At 62.6% G+C, this 15,822-nt stretch carries 19 protein-coding genes; 11 read left to right on the top strand and 8 right to left on the bottom strand.

Going from position 1 to position 15,822, the window contains the following annotated elements; all coding sequences use genetic code 11:
- Nucleotide 1: 1 nt before the first annotated feature.
- The 3 genes from AC07XM_RS12385 to nrdR are packed head-to-tail and all read right to left on the bottom strand — an operon-like array spanning nucleotide 2 to nucleotide 2,307.
- The gene (locus AC07XM_RS12385; protein WP_016484696.1) at nucleotides 2-667 is read right to left on the bottom strand and encodes a riboflavin synthase; all 666 of its coding nucleotides are present in this window, start codon (nucleotides 665-667) and stop codon (nucleotides 2-4) included.
- Between the two features lie 42 nt (nucleotides 668-709).
- Complete coding sequence (gene ribD / locus AC07XM_RS12380) at nucleotides 710-1,840, bottom strand: bifunctional diaminohydroxyphosphoribosylaminopyrimidine deaminase/5-amino-6-(5-phosphoribosylamino)uracil reductase RibD (protein ID WP_102689009.1); 1,131 nt, start codon at nucleotides 1,838-1,840, stop codon at nucleotides 710-712.
- Between the two features lie 2 nt (nucleotides 1,841-1,842).
- Nucleotides 1,843-2,307: a transcriptional regulator NrdR gene (gene nrdR, locus AC07XM_RS12375; protein WP_003255402.1), complete on the bottom strand. Its 465-nt coding sequence runs from the start codon at nucleotides 2,305-2,307 to the stop codon at nucleotides 1,843-1,845.
- Nucleotides 2,308-2,413: 106 nt separating this feature from the next.
- Here nrdR and AC07XM_RS12370 point away from each other — a divergent pair, with 106 nt between their 5' ends.
- From AC07XM_RS12370 to trxA, 3 genes are read left to right on the top strand one after another with little or no spacing between them, the layout of a single operon-like run.
- A complete protein-coding gene (locus tag AC07XM_RS12370; protein ID WP_016484694.1) occupies nucleotides 2,414-2,866 on the top strand; it encodes a YbaY family lipoprotein in 453 nt (150 codons plus the stop codon).
- Nucleotides 2,867-3,526: a class I SAM-dependent methyltransferase gene (locus AC07XM_RS12365; protein WP_016484693.1), complete on the top strand. Its 660-nt coding sequence runs from the start codon at nucleotides 2,867-2,869 to the stop codon at nucleotides 3,524-3,526.
- Nucleotides 3,527-3,557: 31 nt separating this feature from the next.
- Nucleotides 3,558-4,430, top strand: coding sequence for a thioredoxin (gene trxA / locus AC07XM_RS12360; protein WP_016484692.1), 873 nt, complete (start codon nucleotides 3,558-3,560; stop codon nucleotides 4,428-4,430).
- A gap of 135 nt (nucleotides 4,431-4,565) precedes the next feature.
- Here the strand turns inward: trxA and AC07XM_RS12355 are convergent, their stop codons facing one another.
- The gene (locus AC07XM_RS12355; protein WP_016484691.1) at nucleotides 4,566-4,910 is read right to left on the bottom strand and encodes a hypothetical protein; all 345 of its coding nucleotides are present in this window, start codon (nucleotides 4,908-4,910) and stop codon (nucleotides 4,566-4,568) included.
- Nucleotides 4,911-5,040: 130 nt separating this feature from the next.
- On the opposite strand from AC07XM_RS12355, the gene AC07XM_RS12350 reads away from it, so the two are divergent.
- The 5 genes from AC07XM_RS12350 (at nucleotide 5,041) to AC07XM_RS12330 (ending at nucleotide 9,030) form a co-directional block, all read left to right on the top strand.
- A complete protein-coding gene (locus AC07XM_RS12350; RefSeq protein WP_016484690.1) occupies nucleotides 5,041-5,622 on the top strand; it encodes a DUF2796 domain-containing protein in 582 nt (193 codons plus the stop codon).
- Nucleotides 5,623-6,333 carry an ABC transporter ATP-binding protein gene (locus tag AC07XM_RS12345; protein WP_102689010.1) on the top strand — a complete coding sequence of 237 codons (711 nt, stop codon included), beginning with the start codon at nucleotides 5,623-5,625 and terminating at the stop codon, nucleotides 6,331-6,333. It abuts the gene before it with no gap.
- Nucleotides 6,333-7,598, top strand: coding sequence for an ABC transporter permease (locus AC07XM_RS12340; RefSeq protein WP_023047570.1), 1,266 nt, complete (start codon nucleotides 6,333-6,335; stop codon nucleotides 7,596-7,598). The genes AC07XM_RS12345 and AC07XM_RS12340 overlap by 1 nt, the downstream gene beginning before the upstream one ends.
- Before the next feature lie 126 nt (nucleotides 7,599-7,724).
- A complete protein-coding gene (locus tag AC07XM_RS12335) occupies nucleotides 7,725-8,237 on the top strand; it encodes a DUF3299 domain-containing protein (RefSeq protein WP_095116981.1) in 513 nt (170 codons plus the stop codon).
- A 109-nt stretch (nucleotides 8,238-8,346) separates the two neighbouring features.
- Nucleotides 8,347-9,030 carry an OmpW/AlkL family protein gene (locus AC07XM_RS12330; RefSeq protein WP_014589498.1) on the top strand — a complete coding sequence of 228 codons (684 nt, stop codon included), beginning with the start codon at nucleotides 8,347-8,349 and terminating at the stop codon, nucleotides 9,028-9,030.
- On the opposite strand, the gene AC07XM_RS12325 is transcribed toward AC07XM_RS12330, so the two are convergent.
- Nucleotides 9,018-10,223: an MFS transporter gene (locus AC07XM_RS12325; RefSeq protein ID WP_102689016.1), complete on the bottom strand. Its 1,206-nt coding sequence runs from the start codon at nucleotides 10,221-10,223 to the stop codon at nucleotides 9,018-9,020. The two genes, AC07XM_RS12330 and AC07XM_RS12325, sit on opposite strands and share 13 nt — an antisense overlap.
- Nucleotides 10,224-10,325: 102 nt before the next feature.
- Between AC07XM_RS12325 and AC07XM_RS12320 the strand changes: the two genes are divergently transcribed.
- Nucleotides 10,326-10,769, top strand: coding sequence for a winged helix-turn-helix transcriptional regulator (locus tag AC07XM_RS12320; protein WP_102689011.1), 444 nt, complete (start codon nucleotides 10,326-10,328; stop codon nucleotides 10,767-10,769).
- Nucleotides 10,770-10,900: 131 nt separating this feature from the next.
- On the opposite strand, the gene AC07XM_RS12315 is transcribed toward AC07XM_RS12320, so the two are convergent.
- The gene (locus tag AC07XM_RS12315) at nucleotides 10,901-11,833 is read right to left on the bottom strand and encodes an NAD-dependent epimerase/dehydratase family protein (protein ID WP_060519281.1); all 933 of its coding nucleotides are present in this window, start codon (nucleotides 11,831-11,833) and stop codon (nucleotides 10,901-10,903) included.
- Nucleotides 11,826-12,710 (bottom strand): sugar nucleotide-binding protein, encoded by an 885-nt coding sequence (locus tag AC07XM_RS12310; RefSeq protein ID WP_024717608.1) that lies wholly within the window; start codon nucleotides 12,708-12,710, stop codon nucleotides 11,826-11,828. The genes AC07XM_RS12315 and AC07XM_RS12310 overlap by 8 nt, the downstream gene beginning before the upstream one ends.
- Before the next feature lie 238 nt (nucleotides 12,711-12,948).
- On the opposite strand from AC07XM_RS12310, the gene AC07XM_RS12305 reads away from it, so the two are divergent.
- Both AC07XM_RS12305 and AC07XM_RS12300 read left to right on the top strand, forming a co-directional pair.
- Nucleotides 12,949-14,010 (top strand): hypothetical protein, encoded by a 1,062-nt coding sequence (locus tag AC07XM_RS12305; protein WP_102689012.1) that lies wholly within the window; start codon nucleotides 12,949-12,951, stop codon nucleotides 14,008-14,010.
- A 16-nt stretch (nucleotides 14,011-14,026) separates the two neighbouring features.
- Nucleotides 14,027-14,821, top strand: coding sequence for a TSUP family transporter (locus AC07XM_RS12300; protein ID WP_024717609.1), 795 nt, complete (start codon nucleotides 14,027-14,029; stop codon nucleotides 14,819-14,821).
- A gap of 76 nt (nucleotides 14,822-14,897) precedes the next feature.
- On the opposite strand, the gene AC07XM_RS12295 is transcribed toward AC07XM_RS12300, so the two are convergent.
- Nucleotides 14,898-15,707 carry a helix-turn-helix domain-containing protein gene (locus tag AC07XM_RS12295; protein WP_016484680.1) on the bottom strand — a complete coding sequence of 270 codons (810 nt, stop codon included), beginning with the start codon at nucleotides 15,705-15,707 and terminating at the stop codon, nucleotides 14,898-14,900.
- Between the last annotated feature and the right edge of the window lie 115 nt (nucleotides 15,708-15,822).

Genomic DNA, 15,822 nt, shown 5'->3' with positions numbered 1-15,822 from the left:
ATCAGGATTTCAAGAAGCCGTTGGCGGCCAGGAAGCTTTCGGTAATGCCACTGCCCTTGCTCGGTTCGGCAGCCTTGTCACCCAGCAGCAAGCGCTCCAGGTAACGGGCCAGCAGGTCGACCTCAAGGTTTACCCGACGCCCTGCGCGGTAGTCGGCCATGATGGTTTCGGACAGGGTGTGCGGGACAATGGTCAGCTCGAACTCGGCGCCATTGACCTCATTGACCGTCAGGCTGGTGCCGTCGACGGTGATCGAACCCTTGTGGGCGATGTACTTGGCCAGCTCCTTGGGTGCACGCACACGGAACTGGATGGCGCGGGCGTTATCGCTGCGCGAGATGATTTCGCCGACGCCGTCGACATGGCCGCTGACCAGGTGCCCGCCCAGACGGGTGGTGGGGGTCAGGGCCTTTTCCAGGTTGACCTTGCTGCCGCTCTTGAGGTCGATGAATGCGGTGCGTTTGAGGGTTTCGACGCTGACATCGGCCCAGAAGCCATTGCCCGGCAGTTCGACGGCGGTCAGGCACACACCGTTGACGGCGATGCTGTCGCCGAGCTTGACGTCGCCCAGGTCAAGCTTGCCGGTGTCGACGTGGACGCGCACATCCCCCCCCTTGGGGGTGAGGCTGCGGATGGTGCCGATGGATTCGATGATGCCGGTGAACATGGGGTCTTCCTCAAAAACGGTTTGCACGGGGCAAGCCCGGCATTATACGCCGGGCGCCGGCAGGGGGATGGCCGTGACCCGCCAGTCATCGCCCACTGCGCGCATTTCGGTAATTTTCAATCGCGGCGCTTCGCTCATCTTGTCCAGCGGCCACTCCAGCAATGGGCGGGCGTCGGAGCCGAGGAAGGTGCCAGCGACGAACAGCTGATACTCGTCGATCAGGCCTTGGCGGGCAAAGGCGCCGACCAGGCCGGCACCGGCTTCCAGCAGGATTTCGTTGACGCCGCGGGCGGCCAGGGCCTGCAACAGCGCCGCAAGGTCGACCTGGCCATTGTCGCCCGGCAAGCTGAGCAGTTCGTGGCCGGCAGCGGCATAGCGCGGGTCATCTGCGACAGCGGTCACCACCAGTGCCGGGCCGGCCAGGAAGAACGGCGCAGCCAGTGGCAGGCGCAGGCGGCCATCGACCAGCACTCGCAGCGGGGTGCGGCTGAGTGCCAAGGCGGTGGTTTCGGCGTCCAGGCCCAGCTCGGCGCCACGTACGGTCATGCGCGCATTGTCGGCCAGCACACTGGCAGCGCTGGTCAGCACCACGCTGGCACGGGCACGCAGGCGCTGCACCGCCGAACGGGCAGCGGGGCCGGTGATCCACTGGCTTTCGCCGCTGGCCATCGCGGTGCGGCCATCCAGGCTCATGGCCAGCTTGGCGCGCACGAACGGCAGGCCGTGTTCCATGCGCTTGAGAAAGCCTGGGTTGAGCGCGCGGGCCTCGGCTTCGAGCACGCCACTGGCCACTTCGATGCCAGCCTCGGCCAGGCGCCGCAGGCCCTGCCCCGCCACTTGCGGGTTAGGGTCCTGCATGGCTGCCACCACCCGCGCTACGCCAGCCTTCACCAGTGCTTCGGCGCACGGCGGCGTGCGGCCATGGTGGCTGCACGGCTCGAGGGTAACGTATGCACAGGCGCCACGGGCACGCTCACCGGCCTGGCGCAGGGCATGCACCTCGGCATGTGGCTCGCCAGCACGCACATGCCAGCCTTCGCCCACCACTTCGCCATCGCGTACGATCACGCAACCTACGCGCGGGTTGGGGTGGGTGGTGTACACGCCCTTACGCGCCAGCTCCAGCGCGCGGGCCATGTAGTGGGCGTCAAGGATGGCGGCTTGGCTGGGCATGTTCACTCTTTAGCCGGCTCACGGGCCAGGCGGTCGATTTCTTCGCGGAACTCGTCGAGGTCCTGGAAGCGTCGGTACACCGAGGCAAAGCGGATATAGGCCACCTCGTCGAGCTTGCGCAACTCGGCCATGACCATTTCTCCCACCACCAGCGATTTGACTTCGCGCTCGCCAGTGGCACGCAAGCGGCTTTTGATGTGCGCCAGCGCCGCTTCCAGGCGCTCGACGCTGACCGGGCGCTTTTCCAGCGCCCGCTGCATGCCGGCGCGCAGCTTTTCTTCGTCGAAAGGCTGGCGCGTGCCGTCCTGCTTGATCAGCCGGGGCAGCACCAGTTCGGCGGTTTCGAAGGTGGTGAAGCGCTCGCCACAGGCCACGCATTCGCGGCGGCGGCGCACCTGCTCGCCCTCGGCAACGAGGCGAGAGTCAATGACCTTGGTGTCGTTGGCACCGCAAAAGGGACAGTGCATGGTGGCAGGCAACAAAAAAAGGGAGGGCCATGGTAGCGCATTGCACTGGCAAGACAAGCCAAAGGGGTTAACATCCATGGGAAATCTGCCCGTGAAGGACGACCCCATGCACTACCGAGCGCTCGTTGTGCTGTGCTGCGCCGCCCTGCTCGCTGCCTGCGGCAGCGACAGGCCGAAAACCGATACGCCCCCGGCGCCCACGCCAACCCGCTCGGCCAAACCGGCCGAAGTACTGGGACCGCTGCCGGCCTACCAGCGCGAACTGAGCGGCACCTTGCTGGAAATCCCGGCAGGTGCCGACGTGGAACTGGCCTTGCTGGTCATCGACGAACGCGACCGCCCGCAACGCCTGCTGGCCAGCAGCAACCTGACCGGCACCGGCCAGGCCCTGCCCTACCACCTGCGCTTCAACCCCGAAGCGTTCCCGGCCGGCGCGCGGGTCGAGCTGCGTGGCCGCGCCAGCAGCTCCGGCCAGTTGATCATGCACCTGCCACCGGTGCGTATCAGCCAGGCCCAAACCCAAGCCACCGGCCCGCTGCGTTTCGAGAAGGCGCCGTAAGTGGCACCCGTGGCCCTGCAACAGGCCCTCAGCGGCCTGATCGGCGAAGCGCGCCTGATCGTCAGCGAGCTGCCCGGCTGTGACCTGAAGCTGTGGTTGATCGACGACCAGAACATGGACCGCGCCTTCAGCAGCGAAGAAACCCGGCGCATCCTTGAAGAGCCGCCCTACTGGAGTTTTTGCTGGGCCAGTGGCCTGGCCATGGCCCGCTACCTGGCCGAGCGCCCGGAGTGGGTGGCCGGCAAGCGCGTGCTGGACTTTGGTGCCGGCTCAGGTATCGCCGGTATTGCCGCCGCGCGCGCCGGTGCATTGGAAGTGGTGGCCTGCGACCTCGACCCGCTGGCCCTCGATGCCTGCCGCGCCAATGCCGCGCTGAATGGGGTCGAGCTTAATTACAGCAGTGACTTTTTTGCCGAGGACGACCGCTTCGACCTGATCCTGGTCGCCGATGTGCTGTACGACCGCGCCAACCTGCCGCTGCTGGACGCCTTCCTCGGCCGCGGCCGCCAAGCGCTGGTGGCCGACTCGCGCGTACGCAACTTCTGCCACCCGCTGTACCAACAGCTGGGCGTGCTCGAAGCGCTGACCCTGCCGGACCTGGCCGAGCCACACGAATTCCGCAGGGTCAGCCTGTACCACGCCAGCCGCGACGCCTTATAGTGGTGCCATTCACGAGTTTGCGAGAGTCGCGATGACCCAAGACACGCCTTACATTTTCGACGCTACCGATGCCACCTTCCAGCAACTGGTAATCGAGAACTCCTTCCACAAGCCGGTGCTGGTGGACTTCTGGGCCGAGTGGTGCGCGCCCTGCAAGGCACTGATGCCGTTGCTGGCCAAGATCGCCGAGGGTTACCAGGGCGAGCTGCTGCTGGCCAAGATCAACTGCGACGTGGAGCAACAGGTGGTTGCCCAGTTCGGCATTCGCAGCCTGCCGACCGTCGTGCTGTTCAAGGACGGCCAGCCGGTGGACGGTTTTGCCGGGGCTCAGCCGGAATCGGCGATTCGCGCCATGCTCGAGCCGCACGTGCAGATGCCCGCTGCACCCGTCGCTTCGCCACTGGAGCAGGCCAAGGCGCTGTTTGCCGAAAGCCGCTTTGCCGAAGCCGAAGCGTTGCTGCAGGCACTGCTGGGTGAGGACAACAGCAACGCCGAGGCGCTGATCCTGTACGCGCGCTGCCTGGCCGAACGTGGCGAGCTGGGCGAGGCCCAGGTGGTGCTGGATGCGGTCAAGACCGACGAGCACAAGGCTGCACTGGCCGGGGCCAAGGCCCAGCTGACCTTCCTGCGCCAGGCCGCCAGCCTGCCAGAAGTGGCAGACCTGAAAAGCCGCCTGGCGCAGAATCCGCAGGATGACGAGGCGGCCTATCAGCTGAGCATTCAGCAGCTGGCGCGCCAGCAGTACGAAGCGGCGCTGGATGGGCTGCTGAAGCTGTTCCAGCGTAACCGTGGCTACGAGAACGGGCTGCCGCAGAAGGCGTTGCTGCAGGTGTTCGAGCTGCTGGGGGGGGATCATCCGCTGGTTGGCGTTTATCGCCGCAAGCTGTCGGCGGCGATGTTCTGACCTGATGGCATTTGCGAGGGCTTCGCCCTCGTTCGCGGGCATGCCCGCTCCCACAGGTGTGCACAGCTCCCAAGTGCGGTGAAATCCTGTGGGGGCGGGCGCGCCCGCGAAGAGGCCAGAACAGGCAATACCAATTCACCCAACCCAGTGATAGACCGGCGCATCCACGCCACTTTCCACCTTCACCTCACTGCTGTGCCGCAAGCGCACCAGCAGCCGTTTGCCTGCCGCCGTGCTTCCCGCCAGCCCTTCCAGCCGGTCCAGCAACTCCGGCCCGCTCATCTGCCCGGCAAGGCGCAACACATCACGCGCGGCGGTCCATTGCCCGTCATCCTGGCGCGGTGCCGCCACTGTAGGCGTCGCAGCACCTTGAACCACTGCAGGCACCTCGATTTGCTTACCCAGTTGCGCCCACTCTTCAGGCGCCAGCTCGATGGTCAGGTCCACCGGCCAGTCACCAATCTGTCCACGAATTCTCATGATGCGTTCCTTGAGCCCAAGTCAATGCAGCCATGCTACCGCAACATGAAACCTTAGCCACGCAGGCTGGCGGCGCGCAGAAAAGTTGTTATAACATAACTCAATCTTCCAGCCCGCTCCGGAGTCGTCCATGCGTCGCCTGCTGCTCGCCCTGCCCTTCGCCTTGCTGCCACTGGCCGTGGCCCATGCCCACGATGACCATGATCATGATCATGATCACGCCCATGGTACGCTCGGCGCCCACGAGCATGGCGTGGCCAAGCTCAACGTCGTGCTCGATGGCAACACCCTTGAGCTGGAGCTGGACAGCCCGGCGATGAACCTGGTGGGCTTCGAGCATGCCGCAAGCAGTGATGCCGACAAGGCCAAGGTCGCTGCCGTGCACCAGCAACTCGAACAACCCCTCAAGCTGTTCGGCCTTTCTGCAGCAGCACACTGCAAGGAAGAACAGCAGGAACTGGAAAGCCCGTTGTTCGGTGACGCCGCGAAAGCTGACGACGATGACGATGAACACGCGCATGGCCACCCGCACAGCGACATCGGCGCCCATTACCAACTGACCTGCGCCAACCCCGAAAAACTCACACAGTTCGACCTGACGCCCCTGTTCAAGGCCTTCCCGGCCACCCAGAAAATCAACGTGCAACTGATCGGCCCCAACGGCCAGAAAGGCGTGGAAACCACGCCTGCCAAGGCAGTGGTCGCCTTCTGAATGAACCAGCCGCTGATCGAACTGCATGACCTGGTGTTCGCCTGGCCAGGTCAGCCGCCGCTGCTGGCTATTCCGGCATTCCACCTGGACGCGGGTGAAGCCCTGTTTCTCAAGGGCCCCAGCGGCAGTGGCAAAACCACTTTGCTGGGCCTGTTGGGCGGGGTGAACGTGCCGGCGCAGGGCAGCATCCAGTTGCTCGGGCAGGACATCGGCAAGCTGGGCCAGGGTGCCCGTGACCGCTTTCGGGTCGATCACACGGGCTACATTTTCCAGCAGTTCAACTTGCTGCCATTCCTCTCGGTACGTGAGAACGTCGAGCTGCCCTGCCGCTTCTCGCGCAGCCGCAAGGCACGCGCCGAGCAGCGCCACGGCAGTGTCGACCAGGCCGCAAGCACGCTGCTCGCCCACCTGGGCCTGGACGACCCGGCCCTGCTCGCCCGCCGCGCCGACAGCCTGTCGATCGGCCAGCAGCAGCGCGTCGCCGCTGCCCGCGCCCTGATCGGTCAGCCGGAGCTGGTGATTGCCGACGAACCGACCTCGGCGCTGGATGCTGACACACGCGAAGCGTTCATCCGCCTGCTGTTCGATGAGTGTCGCGCTGCCGGCACCAGCTTGCTGTTCGTCAGCCACGACCAGAGCCTGGCGCCCCTGTTCGACCGTCACCTTTCCCTGGCCGACCTCAACCGCGCCGCCAAGCCCCGGGAGGCCTGATGTACCTGCTCCGCCTTGCCCTGGCCAGCCTGGCCAACCGCCGCTTCACCGCCTTTCTCACCGCCTTTGCCATCGCCCTTTCGGTGTGCCTGCTGTTGGCCGTGGAGCGCGTTCGCACCGAAGCTCGCGCCAGCTTCGCCAGCACCATCAGCGGCACCGACCTGATCGTCGGCGCCCGTTCCGGTTCGGTGAACCTGCTGCTGTATTCGGTGTTTCGCATTGGCAACGCGACCAACAACATCCGCTGGGAAAGCTTCCAGCACTATGCGCAGGACCCGCGAGTGAAATGGGCGATCCCGATCTCGCTGGGCGATTCGCACCGCGGCTACCGAGTGATGGGCACCACGACGGATTACTTCAGCCATTACCAGTACGGCCGCCGCCAGCATCTGGAACTGAGCCAGGGGCGTGAGTTCGCCAGCGACCCGTTCGAGGTGGTGCTCGGCGCTGAAGTGGCCGAGGCGTTGCACTACAAGCTGGGTGACAAGCTGGTGCTGGCCCACGGCGTGGCCGCCATCAGCCTGGTCAAGCATGATGACAAGCCATTCACCGTGGTCGGTGTGCTCAAGCGCACCGGCACACCGGTCGACCGCACCCTGCATATCAGCCTGGGCGGTATGCAGGCCATCCATATCGACTGGCACAACGGCGTACCCGCCCGTGGCGCTGGGCGCATCAGCGCCGAGCAGGCACGCACGATGGACCTGCAACCCGCAGCCATTACCGCGTTCATGCTGGGCCTTAACAACAAGATCGCGACTTTCAGCCTGCAGCGCGAGATCAACGAGTACCGCAGCGAGCCGTTGCTGGCAATCCTCCCGGGCGTGGCCCTACAGGAGCTATGGAGCCTGATGGGCACGGCGGAACAAGCGTTGTTCGTGGTCTCGCTGTTCGTGGTGCTGACCGGCTTGATCGGCATGCTCACGGCAATTCTCACCAGCCTCAACGAGCGCCGCCGGGAGATGGCGATCTTGCGGTCGGTCGGGGCCAGGCCGTGGCATATCGCGGGGCTGCTGGTACTGGAAGCGCTGTCACTGGCAGCGGTCGGGATCGTGGCCGGTCTTGGCTTGCTGTATGCGGGGATTGCCCTGGCGCAGGGGTACGTGCAGGCCAACTATGGTTTGTATCTGCCACTGGCCTTGCCGAGCGCACATGAATGGACCTTGCTGGCTATCATCCTGGGGGCGGCGTTGCTGATGGGCAGCGTGCCGGCGTGGCGGGCTTATCGGCAGTCGCTGGCCGATGGCCTGTCCATACACCTCTGAGTGCGCGTAATGATCAGACACCTCACCGCCTGCTTCGCGGGCACGCCCGCTCCCACAGGGTTCTCCACTAGCCTCAGGCCTTGTAGAGGACCTGTGGGAGCAGGCATGCCCGCGAAGAGGCCGGCCATGCGCATGCTGCTGGCCCTGCTGTTGCTGGTGGCGATGCCTCTTTGGGCCGCCGAACCCAAGGAGCTGGACTGGCCCGCCCTGATCCCCGAAGGCGCCCCAGTCATCCCGCCACAACTGGCGCCGCTGCACGACATGTCACAGCTCAGCAACGCCCTGGCTGCCGAATCTGCCCCGCCCGCGCGTCAGCAGGCCCCCGACGCCCCGGTGGTGAAAAGCCTCGACGGCCAACAGGTCAAGCTGCCTGGCTACATCGTGCCACTGGAGGTCAGCGAAGAAGGCCGCACCACCGAATTCCTGCTAGTCCCTTATTACGGTGCGTGCATCCATGTGCCGCCGCCACCGTCGAATCAGATCGTGCACATTTTCAGCGAGATGGGCGTGCGTGTCGAAGACCTCTACCAGCCCTACTGGATCGAGGGAAAGCTCCAGGTTAGAGCCTCCAGCAGCGAACTGGCCGACGCCGGCTATCAGATGGAAGCCGAGAAAATCTATGTTTATGAGCTGAGATGAGAACTGTTTCGAATTCGTGAAGACGCTTCTTTGAGCTGGGTCAAACTTTCTGTTTAACCACCTCCGTACCATTGGACTACTCGATTAATAACGTCCTTTGGGAGCTTCCATGAACAAGTCCTTGCTCGGCGCCTCGCTTGTGGCCCTTGCGCTCGCCGCCCCTGCCGCCCACGCCTATCAGGCGGGGGACATGATCTTGCGCGCAGGCGCAATCACCACTGCCCCGAACGAGAGCAGCGGCGACCTGAAGTTCGACGGCAACAAAGTGTCGGGCACTAAAGCGACCCTGGACAGCGACACCCAGCTGGGCCTGACCTTTGCCTACATGCTCACCGACCACATCGGCCTGGAACTGCTGGCAGCCACCCCGTTCAAGCACACCGTCGGCGTAAAAGGCCTGGGCGGCGGGCTGGACGGCAAACTGGCCGACATCAAGCAACTGCCACCGACCCTGTCGCTGCAGTACTACCCAATGGAGCCGAATTCGCGCTTCCAGCCGTACGCCGGCGTGGGTATCAACTACACCCTGTTCTTTGACGAAGACCTGAGCAGCGCACGCAAGCAACAAGGCTTCAGCAACCTCAAGCTGCAGGATTCGGTAGGTATCGCCGGCCAACTGGGTATGGATTACATGCTGACCGACAACCTGCTGGTCAACGCCTCGGTCTGGTATGTCGACATCGACACCAAGGCCAGCGTCAACGGCCCGACCGCGCTGGGTTACAGCAAGACCAAGGTCGACGTCGACGTCGACCCGTGGGTGTACATGGTCGGCCTTGGCTACAAGTTCTGACCTGAACACTGCAGGGCGGCTTCGGCCGCCCTCGCGCGTTGCAACCAGAGCCAGTAGCCCAGCGCTGCCGCACTGAAGGCCATGCCAAGCCCACACACCGCAGCCCACCCCCAATGGGCATGCACCCAACTCGCAAGCACCGCCCCCAGCCCGCTGCCAAGCGAATAGCAGCACATGTAGGCACCGATCAAGCGGCTGGCCATCGCGCCGCGCCCTGCCAGTAACAGGCTCTGGTTGGTGACATGCACCGCCTGCACGGCAAAGTCCAGCATCAGCACGCCTAGCACAAAGGCTATCAGGGACTGCCCGACAAAAGCGGTGGGCAACCACGACAGCGTCAGCAGCGCCAGCGCCAACCCGGTGGTGCGCTCTCCCAGCCCCCTGTCGGCCAAGCGACCGGCGCGCGCTGCCGCCAGAGTACCTGCAACACCTGCCAGGCCGAACAGGCCAATTTCGGTATGGCTCATAGCCAATGGCGCAGCACTGAGGGGCATGACCATGGCGCTCCACAGCACGCTGAACGCGGCAAAGATCAATACCCCAAACACCCCGCGCTGGCGCAGCAGCGTGTCTTCCCGATACAAACGGAACTGGGACACGAGCATCGCCCGGTAGCCAGGCCGGTGCATCAACGGCTGCCTGCTGGGCAGGCTGCGCCACAGCACCACGGCCAGTAACATCAGCAGCCCTGCGGCAACCAGATAAACACTTCGCCAACCGGCCAGGTCGGCTAGCCCGCCCGCCACCAGCCGTGCCAACAGAATCCCCAGCACAATGCCACTGGTGACGGTGCCCACGGCCTGCCCTTGCTCGCCAGGCGAGGCGAGGCTGGCCGCATGCGCCACCATTACCTGGACCATGACGGCCATCAGCCCGGTAATGGCCAAGGCCAGCAGTAACATCGCCCAGTTCGGCGCCATGCCCACGCCGACCAGCGCCAGCGCCGAGAACAACAACTGCCCGAGCAACAGGCGCTTGCGATCGACCAAGTCCCCCAGAGGCACGATCAGCAGTAGCCCCAGGGCGTAGCCTGCCTGGGTGGCGCCGACCGCCCAGCCAATCTGCTGCTGCGCCACCCCCAGGTCGGCAGCCATCGACTCGAGCAGAGGCTGGGCGAAGTAAACCGTCGCCACCGCCATGGCGCTGGTGGTGGCAAGCAACAGGAATATCCAGCGTGTCAGCGAAGGTGTCATAAGGCCGGCCTCGTCCATCTGGTTTCGATTTGAAACCACATGCTGGCTATTTAGCAAATGTGGTTTTAATCTGCAACCAGATAATCAACACAGGTTTTACCCATGCTCGATGAAAACAATGCGCAGTGCCCCGTAGCCCGTGCTCTGGAGGTGCTTGGTGATCGCTGGGCACTGATGATCCTGCGCGATGCCTTTGACGGCCTGCGGCGGTTCAGCGAATTTCAGAAGAACCTGGGGCTGGCGAAGAACATCCTCGCCTCGCGGCTCAAGCTGCTGGTGGAGAGCGGATTACTGGCGCTGCAGCCGGCATCGGATGGCTCTGCCTACAAGGAATATGTGCTGACCGAAAAAGGGCTGTCGGTGTTTCCGGTGGTGGTTGGCTTGAGGCAGTGGGGGGAGCGATACCTATTTGAAGCGGGGGAAGCGCGTTCTGAATTGGTGGAGGGTGTTACGGGGCGGGCGCTTGAGACTTTGCAGGTGCGGGCTTTGGATGGGCGAGTACTCGGGGCCGAGGATTGCCTGCGCAGGGTTGTGCGGCATGGGTGATTTTTGGGGCTGCTGCGCAGCCCATCGCGACACAAGGCCGCTCCCACACTGAGCGCAAGTCAATTGGCTGCACGCTGTCCCTGTGGGAGCGGCCTTGCGTCGCGAAAGGGGCGCAAAGCGCCCCCAGGGGCTCAGTGTTTACCGAGAAGCTTGGCCAGGCCCTCGACCATCGGCGTCGCCTGCGGAAACTCGAACCGCGCCAGCAACCGCTGGTTATCCGCCCGCGAATGGCGAATGTCACCGGGACGCGCCGCCACATGCGTAATCGCCGGCAAGCTGCCCACCACCTTCTCAAGCGCCACCAGCAACTGGTTCAGCGAGGTAGCCTGGTTGAGGCCGATGTTCACCGCCCCCTCCTCGACCTGCGGCTGCTCCAGCGCCTGCACCATCACCTGCACCAGGTCGCCCACGTAGAGGAAGTCGCGGGTCTGCTCGCCATCGCCGAAGATGGTGATCGGCAAGCCCTGCACTGCGCGCTCGCAGAAGATGCTGATTACCCCGGAATACGGTGAGGACGGGTCCTGGCGTGGCCCGAAAATGTTGAAGAAGCGGAACACCACCGGCTCCAGCCCATGCTGACGGCGGTAGAAGTCCAGGTACTGCTCACTGGCCAGCTTGTCCACGGCATAGGGGGTCAGCGGCGCCTTGGGCGTGTCTTCGGCAATCGACTCGCCTTCGCCATTGTTGCCGTACACCGCCGCACTGGAGGCGAACAACACCCGGCGCAGACCCTGCACGCGCATGGCTTCGCACACGTTCAGGGTGCCAATGAAGTTGCTCTGGTGGGTACGCACCGGGTCTTCGACCGAGGCCTGTACCGAGGCCACCGCCGCCAGGTGCACCACGGCACTGCAGCCTGCCGCGGCCTGCATGACCAGCCCGGCGTCGGCGACATCGCCTTCGATCAGTTCCAGACGCGGGTGGCCAACCTGCAGGTTGCTGCGCCGGCCGGTGGAGAAGTCGTCGAGAATGCGTACGGCGTAGCCTTTGTCCAACAACGCATCGCACAGGTGGGAGCCAATGAAGCCGGCACCGCCGGTGATCAGGATGGGGGCGTCAGCCATGGCGGTAGAACCGGTCCAGTAGAGGCGGCAGGCCGGCGCGCCAGGCGCGCGGCTTGATGCCGAAGGTATGAAGGATTTTCTTGCAGGCCAGTACAGCGTTCTGCGGCTCTTCGCTGGCATCCGGCCGTGCGGCATGGGCCTGCGGTGTCGGCGCCTGCACCGCCAGCTGGCGGTGTTGGCCTGCTTCGGTAAGAATCGCCTGGCCCAGCGCCAGCGGCGTGGTCGCCTCGTTGCCGGCGTAATGGTAAGTGCCCCACAGCGGCGCACTGCAATCGAGTTGCTTGAGCACCGACAGAATCACCCGTGCGGCATCGTCGACCGGTGTCGGGTTGCCACGCCGGTCATCGGCCAGCAGCAGCTCCTGCGGTTGCTCGGCACGGGTCAGGAAGCGGCCCAGCGAGCCGTCGATGCTCTCGTCGAGCAACCAGCCGAAGCGCAGCAGTACGTGCTGCGGACAGGTCGCGCGCACACTCTGCTCGATGCGCCACAAGGCCTGGCCACGCAGGCCCAGCGGCACCGGCTCGTCCTTTTCGCTGTAGGCCGTTGCCCGCGAACCATCGAAGACCCGGTAGCTGGAAGGTTGCACCAGAGTGATCTGGTGGTGCTGGCACAGCTCTGCCAGCCGCTCCACCGCCCGCTCCTGTTGAGCCAGGCGTTGCTCGCTGACCGACTCGGCCTGGAACCAGTCGAAGTAATAGGCCAGGTTGACCAGGGCGTCGGGGCGGTGATCGTCGAGCAACTGAGTGAGGTTGGCCGGCGTCCAGCCATTCTCGGGAGGGCGCGGCGCCAGGAAAGCAATGTCCTCCTCGGCCCCAAGACGAATCAGCGCTTGCCCGAGGGCATTGCCACCACCCAACAGCATTAGGCGCATACGCATAGAGTCAGCAGATCCGAGAGGTTGATGAAGGAAAGGGGTCATTTTGCGGTTTCCGGGCGGGGAAGTCCAACCCTGAGGCTGACAGCACTACCCACCCAAGACGATTCCTACCACACCCATAGACATTCCCTACAGCTCGCAAGGGCTCCACCTTACATCATCGGTAAAAGGTCTCTGGCTAAATAGTCTCCGCCCTAACAAGAAGAGTCACCTTTACCTACATACAAGGAGAATAAAAATGGAAGGGGTAAACGCTAAGGCCGGAACCGAGATCCTTCATCTCACATTTAGTAAAATGCAAGCCAGCATACTTGATCACGGCTCACGACAAACTGCCGCTGTCGGCGACCCAGATGTCGCGGGAGCTGCTGCCCTATCTGCCTGTCAGGCAAAAATCTTGAAGAATTCACTGGATGACGCACAGCTTGCTTTGCTAGAAATATTTGCCTCCGGAAAAGCAGCAGCACTTGAATTCGCTGCAATGAAAGTTCCTAACGTGGGCCCTGTACCGAGCGAGCTGGCAGACATTGATATTTTGAAGATCGATCCGGTTACCGTCTATATGGCCTCACGAAACCAGATTCTTTTGAGCCTTGTCGACTACCGCTCATTCGCTTTTGATATCGACAATGGCGGTATGCAAGTACGGCTTGTTGGAAATTTCAAAGGTGGCGGAGTGCGATTGCTACCGAATGAACTCAACCTGCATCAAGCCGAACTGAGCTCCCATGCAGGCGTTCAACTGGGCCCACACACTGAACCTCCTTACAACTGCTCAGTTCAGTTCGAGGGTGAGCATTCCCCTGCTCCAAGCGCATTGATCCTGAGTGCAAGATGGAATCCATTACAGGAACCGACCAAACTCATACCCGTGCGCAATGCGATCTCAAATCTCAACGGCCTTGAGGCACTGGCGCTATCTTCCAAGTCATTCTGCTTTACCCGCAGCGACTGCTTCGTGAAGGATGAGAGTCAGGCGACGATCGCAAATTCGATTCTTCAGTTCGATGTTAGAGGCGATTTCACCCTCCGATATAGCAGCTATAGGCACTCACTGCATGATGAAGCTAACCATTCGACACGACAGGCTTATCAAACATTGCGAGACTTGCTGGACAAAGAGCAACCCTACGATTTCCTGCCAAGCCCCGACTCTGCACTATTGATCAATAATTGCCAGGCACTTCACGCCCGCGACGTCATCAAGGACAACTGCAGACTGCTGGTTCGACTATTTGGGTACTCACCTGATGCCCGGTCTGTGATTTTACAACAAGACCCATTGATCGTACGCGGCTAAGGCGGGGAAAAGAAAAGTGGAGATTGAAGTTTCAATACTCTTGGCGCTGGCCTCTGTCGCCTTGCTCGCCGGTTTTTTTGATGCGATAGCAGGAGGCGGAGGATTACTCACGTTACCAGCTTTTTTCATTGCAGGTGTCGACCCATTGGCTGCAATGGCTACCAATAAATTTCAGGCCTCTTCAGCAAGTGTTTCAGCAGTGTGGGCGTTCGCCCGAAAGAGAATGATCCAGTGGCGGACTGGCTGGCCGATGGCCGCTTTGTCGTTCGCGGGGGGCGTTACAGGCGCGTTGTCGATCAGCATGCTCGATAAAGCGCTCCTCGAGTCAATTGTCCCCATCTTGCTAATTACAGTAGCCGGCTATTTTACGTTCAGCCCCAAGCTTGGTACCAAGGATCGTCGGCAGAGGATGTCGTATCTGGGCTTCACGCTGGCAGTTGCGCCAGTCATTGGTTTCTACGACGGGATCTTTGGACCAGGCACGGGTTCGTTTTTCATGGTCGCTTTCACCTTACTCTTGGGTCAGCATCTTATGCAGGCGATCTGCAACAGCAAATTGCTCAATGCATCCTGCAACCTAGGCGCCCTTTCAGTCTTTGCCTTTAGCGGCGCAATCATCTGGCCTTTAGCCCTGGCAATGGCGCTTTGTGCCATTGTTGGCGCCCAACTCGGCGCACGTTGCGCTATCTACTTCGGACCACGGCTAATCAAGCCACTGCTGATCACTGTTTGCTGCTTGATGTCCTTGAAGCTTTTACTCGATGAGGGGCGTCCGGCTGGGGAGTGGTTGCGGCAACTTAGTCTTTTCTGAACAGTCATTGAGCCGGGAGCACCGCCCCTTTCCAACAGGTGAGGCCCCGGCAACAAGACCCGTACAGGCACTCAATCTATTCAATCTCAAACAAGCTGTTGCGCAACGGCCCCACACTCAACCGCTCACGCACATCATCATCTATTCGCGGATCATCCGGGCGGTACAGTTTCACCTGCCGATATGCATTGATGCGATTGATCTCCTCGCCCAGGTACTCCCACACCACCCGGGTGCAGGCCGGGTTGCGCCGGTCGCCGCTGGAAACCCCGGCCTTGAGGCCGTTCAGGCGGGTGATGCGGCTTTTGAAGCTGGGGATGAGAATGGTCTGGCTCATTTCGTTGAAGGTGAGCGACTCGTAGTCGATGAGGAACACCCGGTCCTGCAGCTGGAACGCCGCGCCCAGGTAGCGGCAGCGCACCTCGGCATGCTGGTCCGTGGCACTGGAACGCTCCTGGCGCTCCTGGCGCTCGAACAAGAAACGGCCGCGCTCCTCCCACAGGTGCACCAGCGAGACCAGGATCGTGCCCGGCACCGACATGCAGTTGGAATACTCGAAGTAATAACCGCAATAGCGCGACAGGTTGCCCGCATGGTCATGCAGCGGGCGGAACAGTTCGCTGATCGGGTCGCTGGGCTGCTCGGCAGGGGTCGACACCCGCGCACCGATCAGCCGGGCGAACTGCTCGGCCGGCAGGTTCAACTCGTAATCCTCGACCCCGAAGAAATCGCCAATGCGCTTGAGGTTGAAAGCCGTCGGACGGCTCTGCCCGCTCAGGTACTTGTTGAACTGAGCGCGGTTGATCGAGAGCTGCCGGCAAACTTCGGAGATAGAGCGGTAGTGGCTGCAGGCCAGTTTGAGGTTGGTGGCGAAATGCTCACTCATGTGCGGAACCCAGGTGACGCGAATGGCGCCATTGTAGCATCAACTAGCATCAACTCAGAGCAACCCGCGAAATTGTAACCACTCTTGTCATGGCCAACCATTCCCCCCAACGCAA

It is taken from the genome of Pseudomonas sp. GW460-LB5, from assembly GCF_059423245.1.
The sequence above is the reverse complement of the archived record's forward strand: the minus strand, read 5'-3'. Positions and strand labels throughout refer to the sequence as shown.

Coding starts and splice junctions, on each gene's coding strand:
- trxA (WP_016484692.1), top strand. CDS start 3,558: ATGACCCAAGACACGCCTTACATTTTCGACGCTACCGATGCCACCTTC.
- AC07XM_RS12345 (WP_102689010.1), top strand. CDS start 5,623: ATGAACCAGCCGCTGATCGAACTGCATGACCTGGTGTTCGCCTGGCCA.
- ribD (WP_102689009.1), bottom strand. CDS start 1,840: ATGCCCAGCCAAGCCGCCATCCTTGACGCCCACTACATGGCCCGCGCG.
- AC07XM_RS12310 (WP_024717608.1), bottom strand. CDS start 12,710: ATGCGTATGCGCCTAATGCTGTTGGGTGGTGGCAATGCCCTCGGGCAA.
- AC07XM_RS12315 (WP_060519281.1), bottom strand. CDS start 11,833: ATGGCTGACGCCCCCATCCTGATCACCGGCGGTGCCGGCTTCATTGGC.
- AC07XM_RS12350 (WP_016484690.1), top strand. CDS start 5,041: ATGCGTCGCCTGCTGCTCGCCCTGCCCTTCGCCTTGCTGCCACTGGCC.
- AC07XM_RS12305 (WP_102689012.1), top strand. CDS start 12,949: ATGGAAGGGGTAAACGCTAAGGCCGGAACCGAGATCCTTCATCTCACA.
- AC07XM_RS12355 (WP_016484691.1), bottom strand. CDS start 4,910: ATGAGAATTCGTGGACAGATTGGTGACTGGCCGGTGGACCTGACCATC.
- AC07XM_RS12370 (WP_016484694.1), top strand. CDS start 2,414: ATGCACTACCGAGCGCTCGTTGTGCTGTGCTGCGCCGCCCTGCTCGCT.
- AC07XM_RS12385 (WP_016484696.1), bottom strand. CDS start 667: ATGTTCACCGGCATCATCGAATCCATCGGCACCATCCGCAGCCTCACC.
- AC07XM_RS12330 (WP_014589498.1), top strand. CDS start 8,347: ATGAACAAGTCCTTGCTCGGCGCCTCGCTTGTGGCCCTTGCGCTCGCC.
- AC07XM_RS12335 (WP_095116981.1), top strand. CDS start 7,725: ATGCGCATGCTGCTGGCCCTGCTGTTGCTGGTGGCGATGCCTCTTTGG.
- AC07XM_RS12320 (WP_102689011.1), top strand. CDS start 10,326: ATGCTCGATGAAAACAATGCGCAGTGCCCCGTAGCCCGTGCTCTGGAG.
- AC07XM_RS12325 (WP_102689016.1), bottom strand. CDS start 10,223: ATGACACCTTCGCTGACACGCTGGATATTCCTGTTGCTTGCCACCACC.
- nrdR (WP_003255402.1), bottom strand. CDS start 2,307: ATGCACTGTCCCTTTTGCGGTGCCAACGACACCAAGGTCATTGACTCT.
- AC07XM_RS12340 (WP_023047570.1), top strand. CDS start 6,333: ATGTACCTGCTCCGCCTTGCCCTGGCCAGCCTGGCCAACCGCCGCTTC.
- AC07XM_RS12295 (WP_016484680.1), bottom strand. CDS start 15,707: ATGAGTGAGCATTTCGCCACCAACCTCAAACTGGCCTGCAGCCACTAC.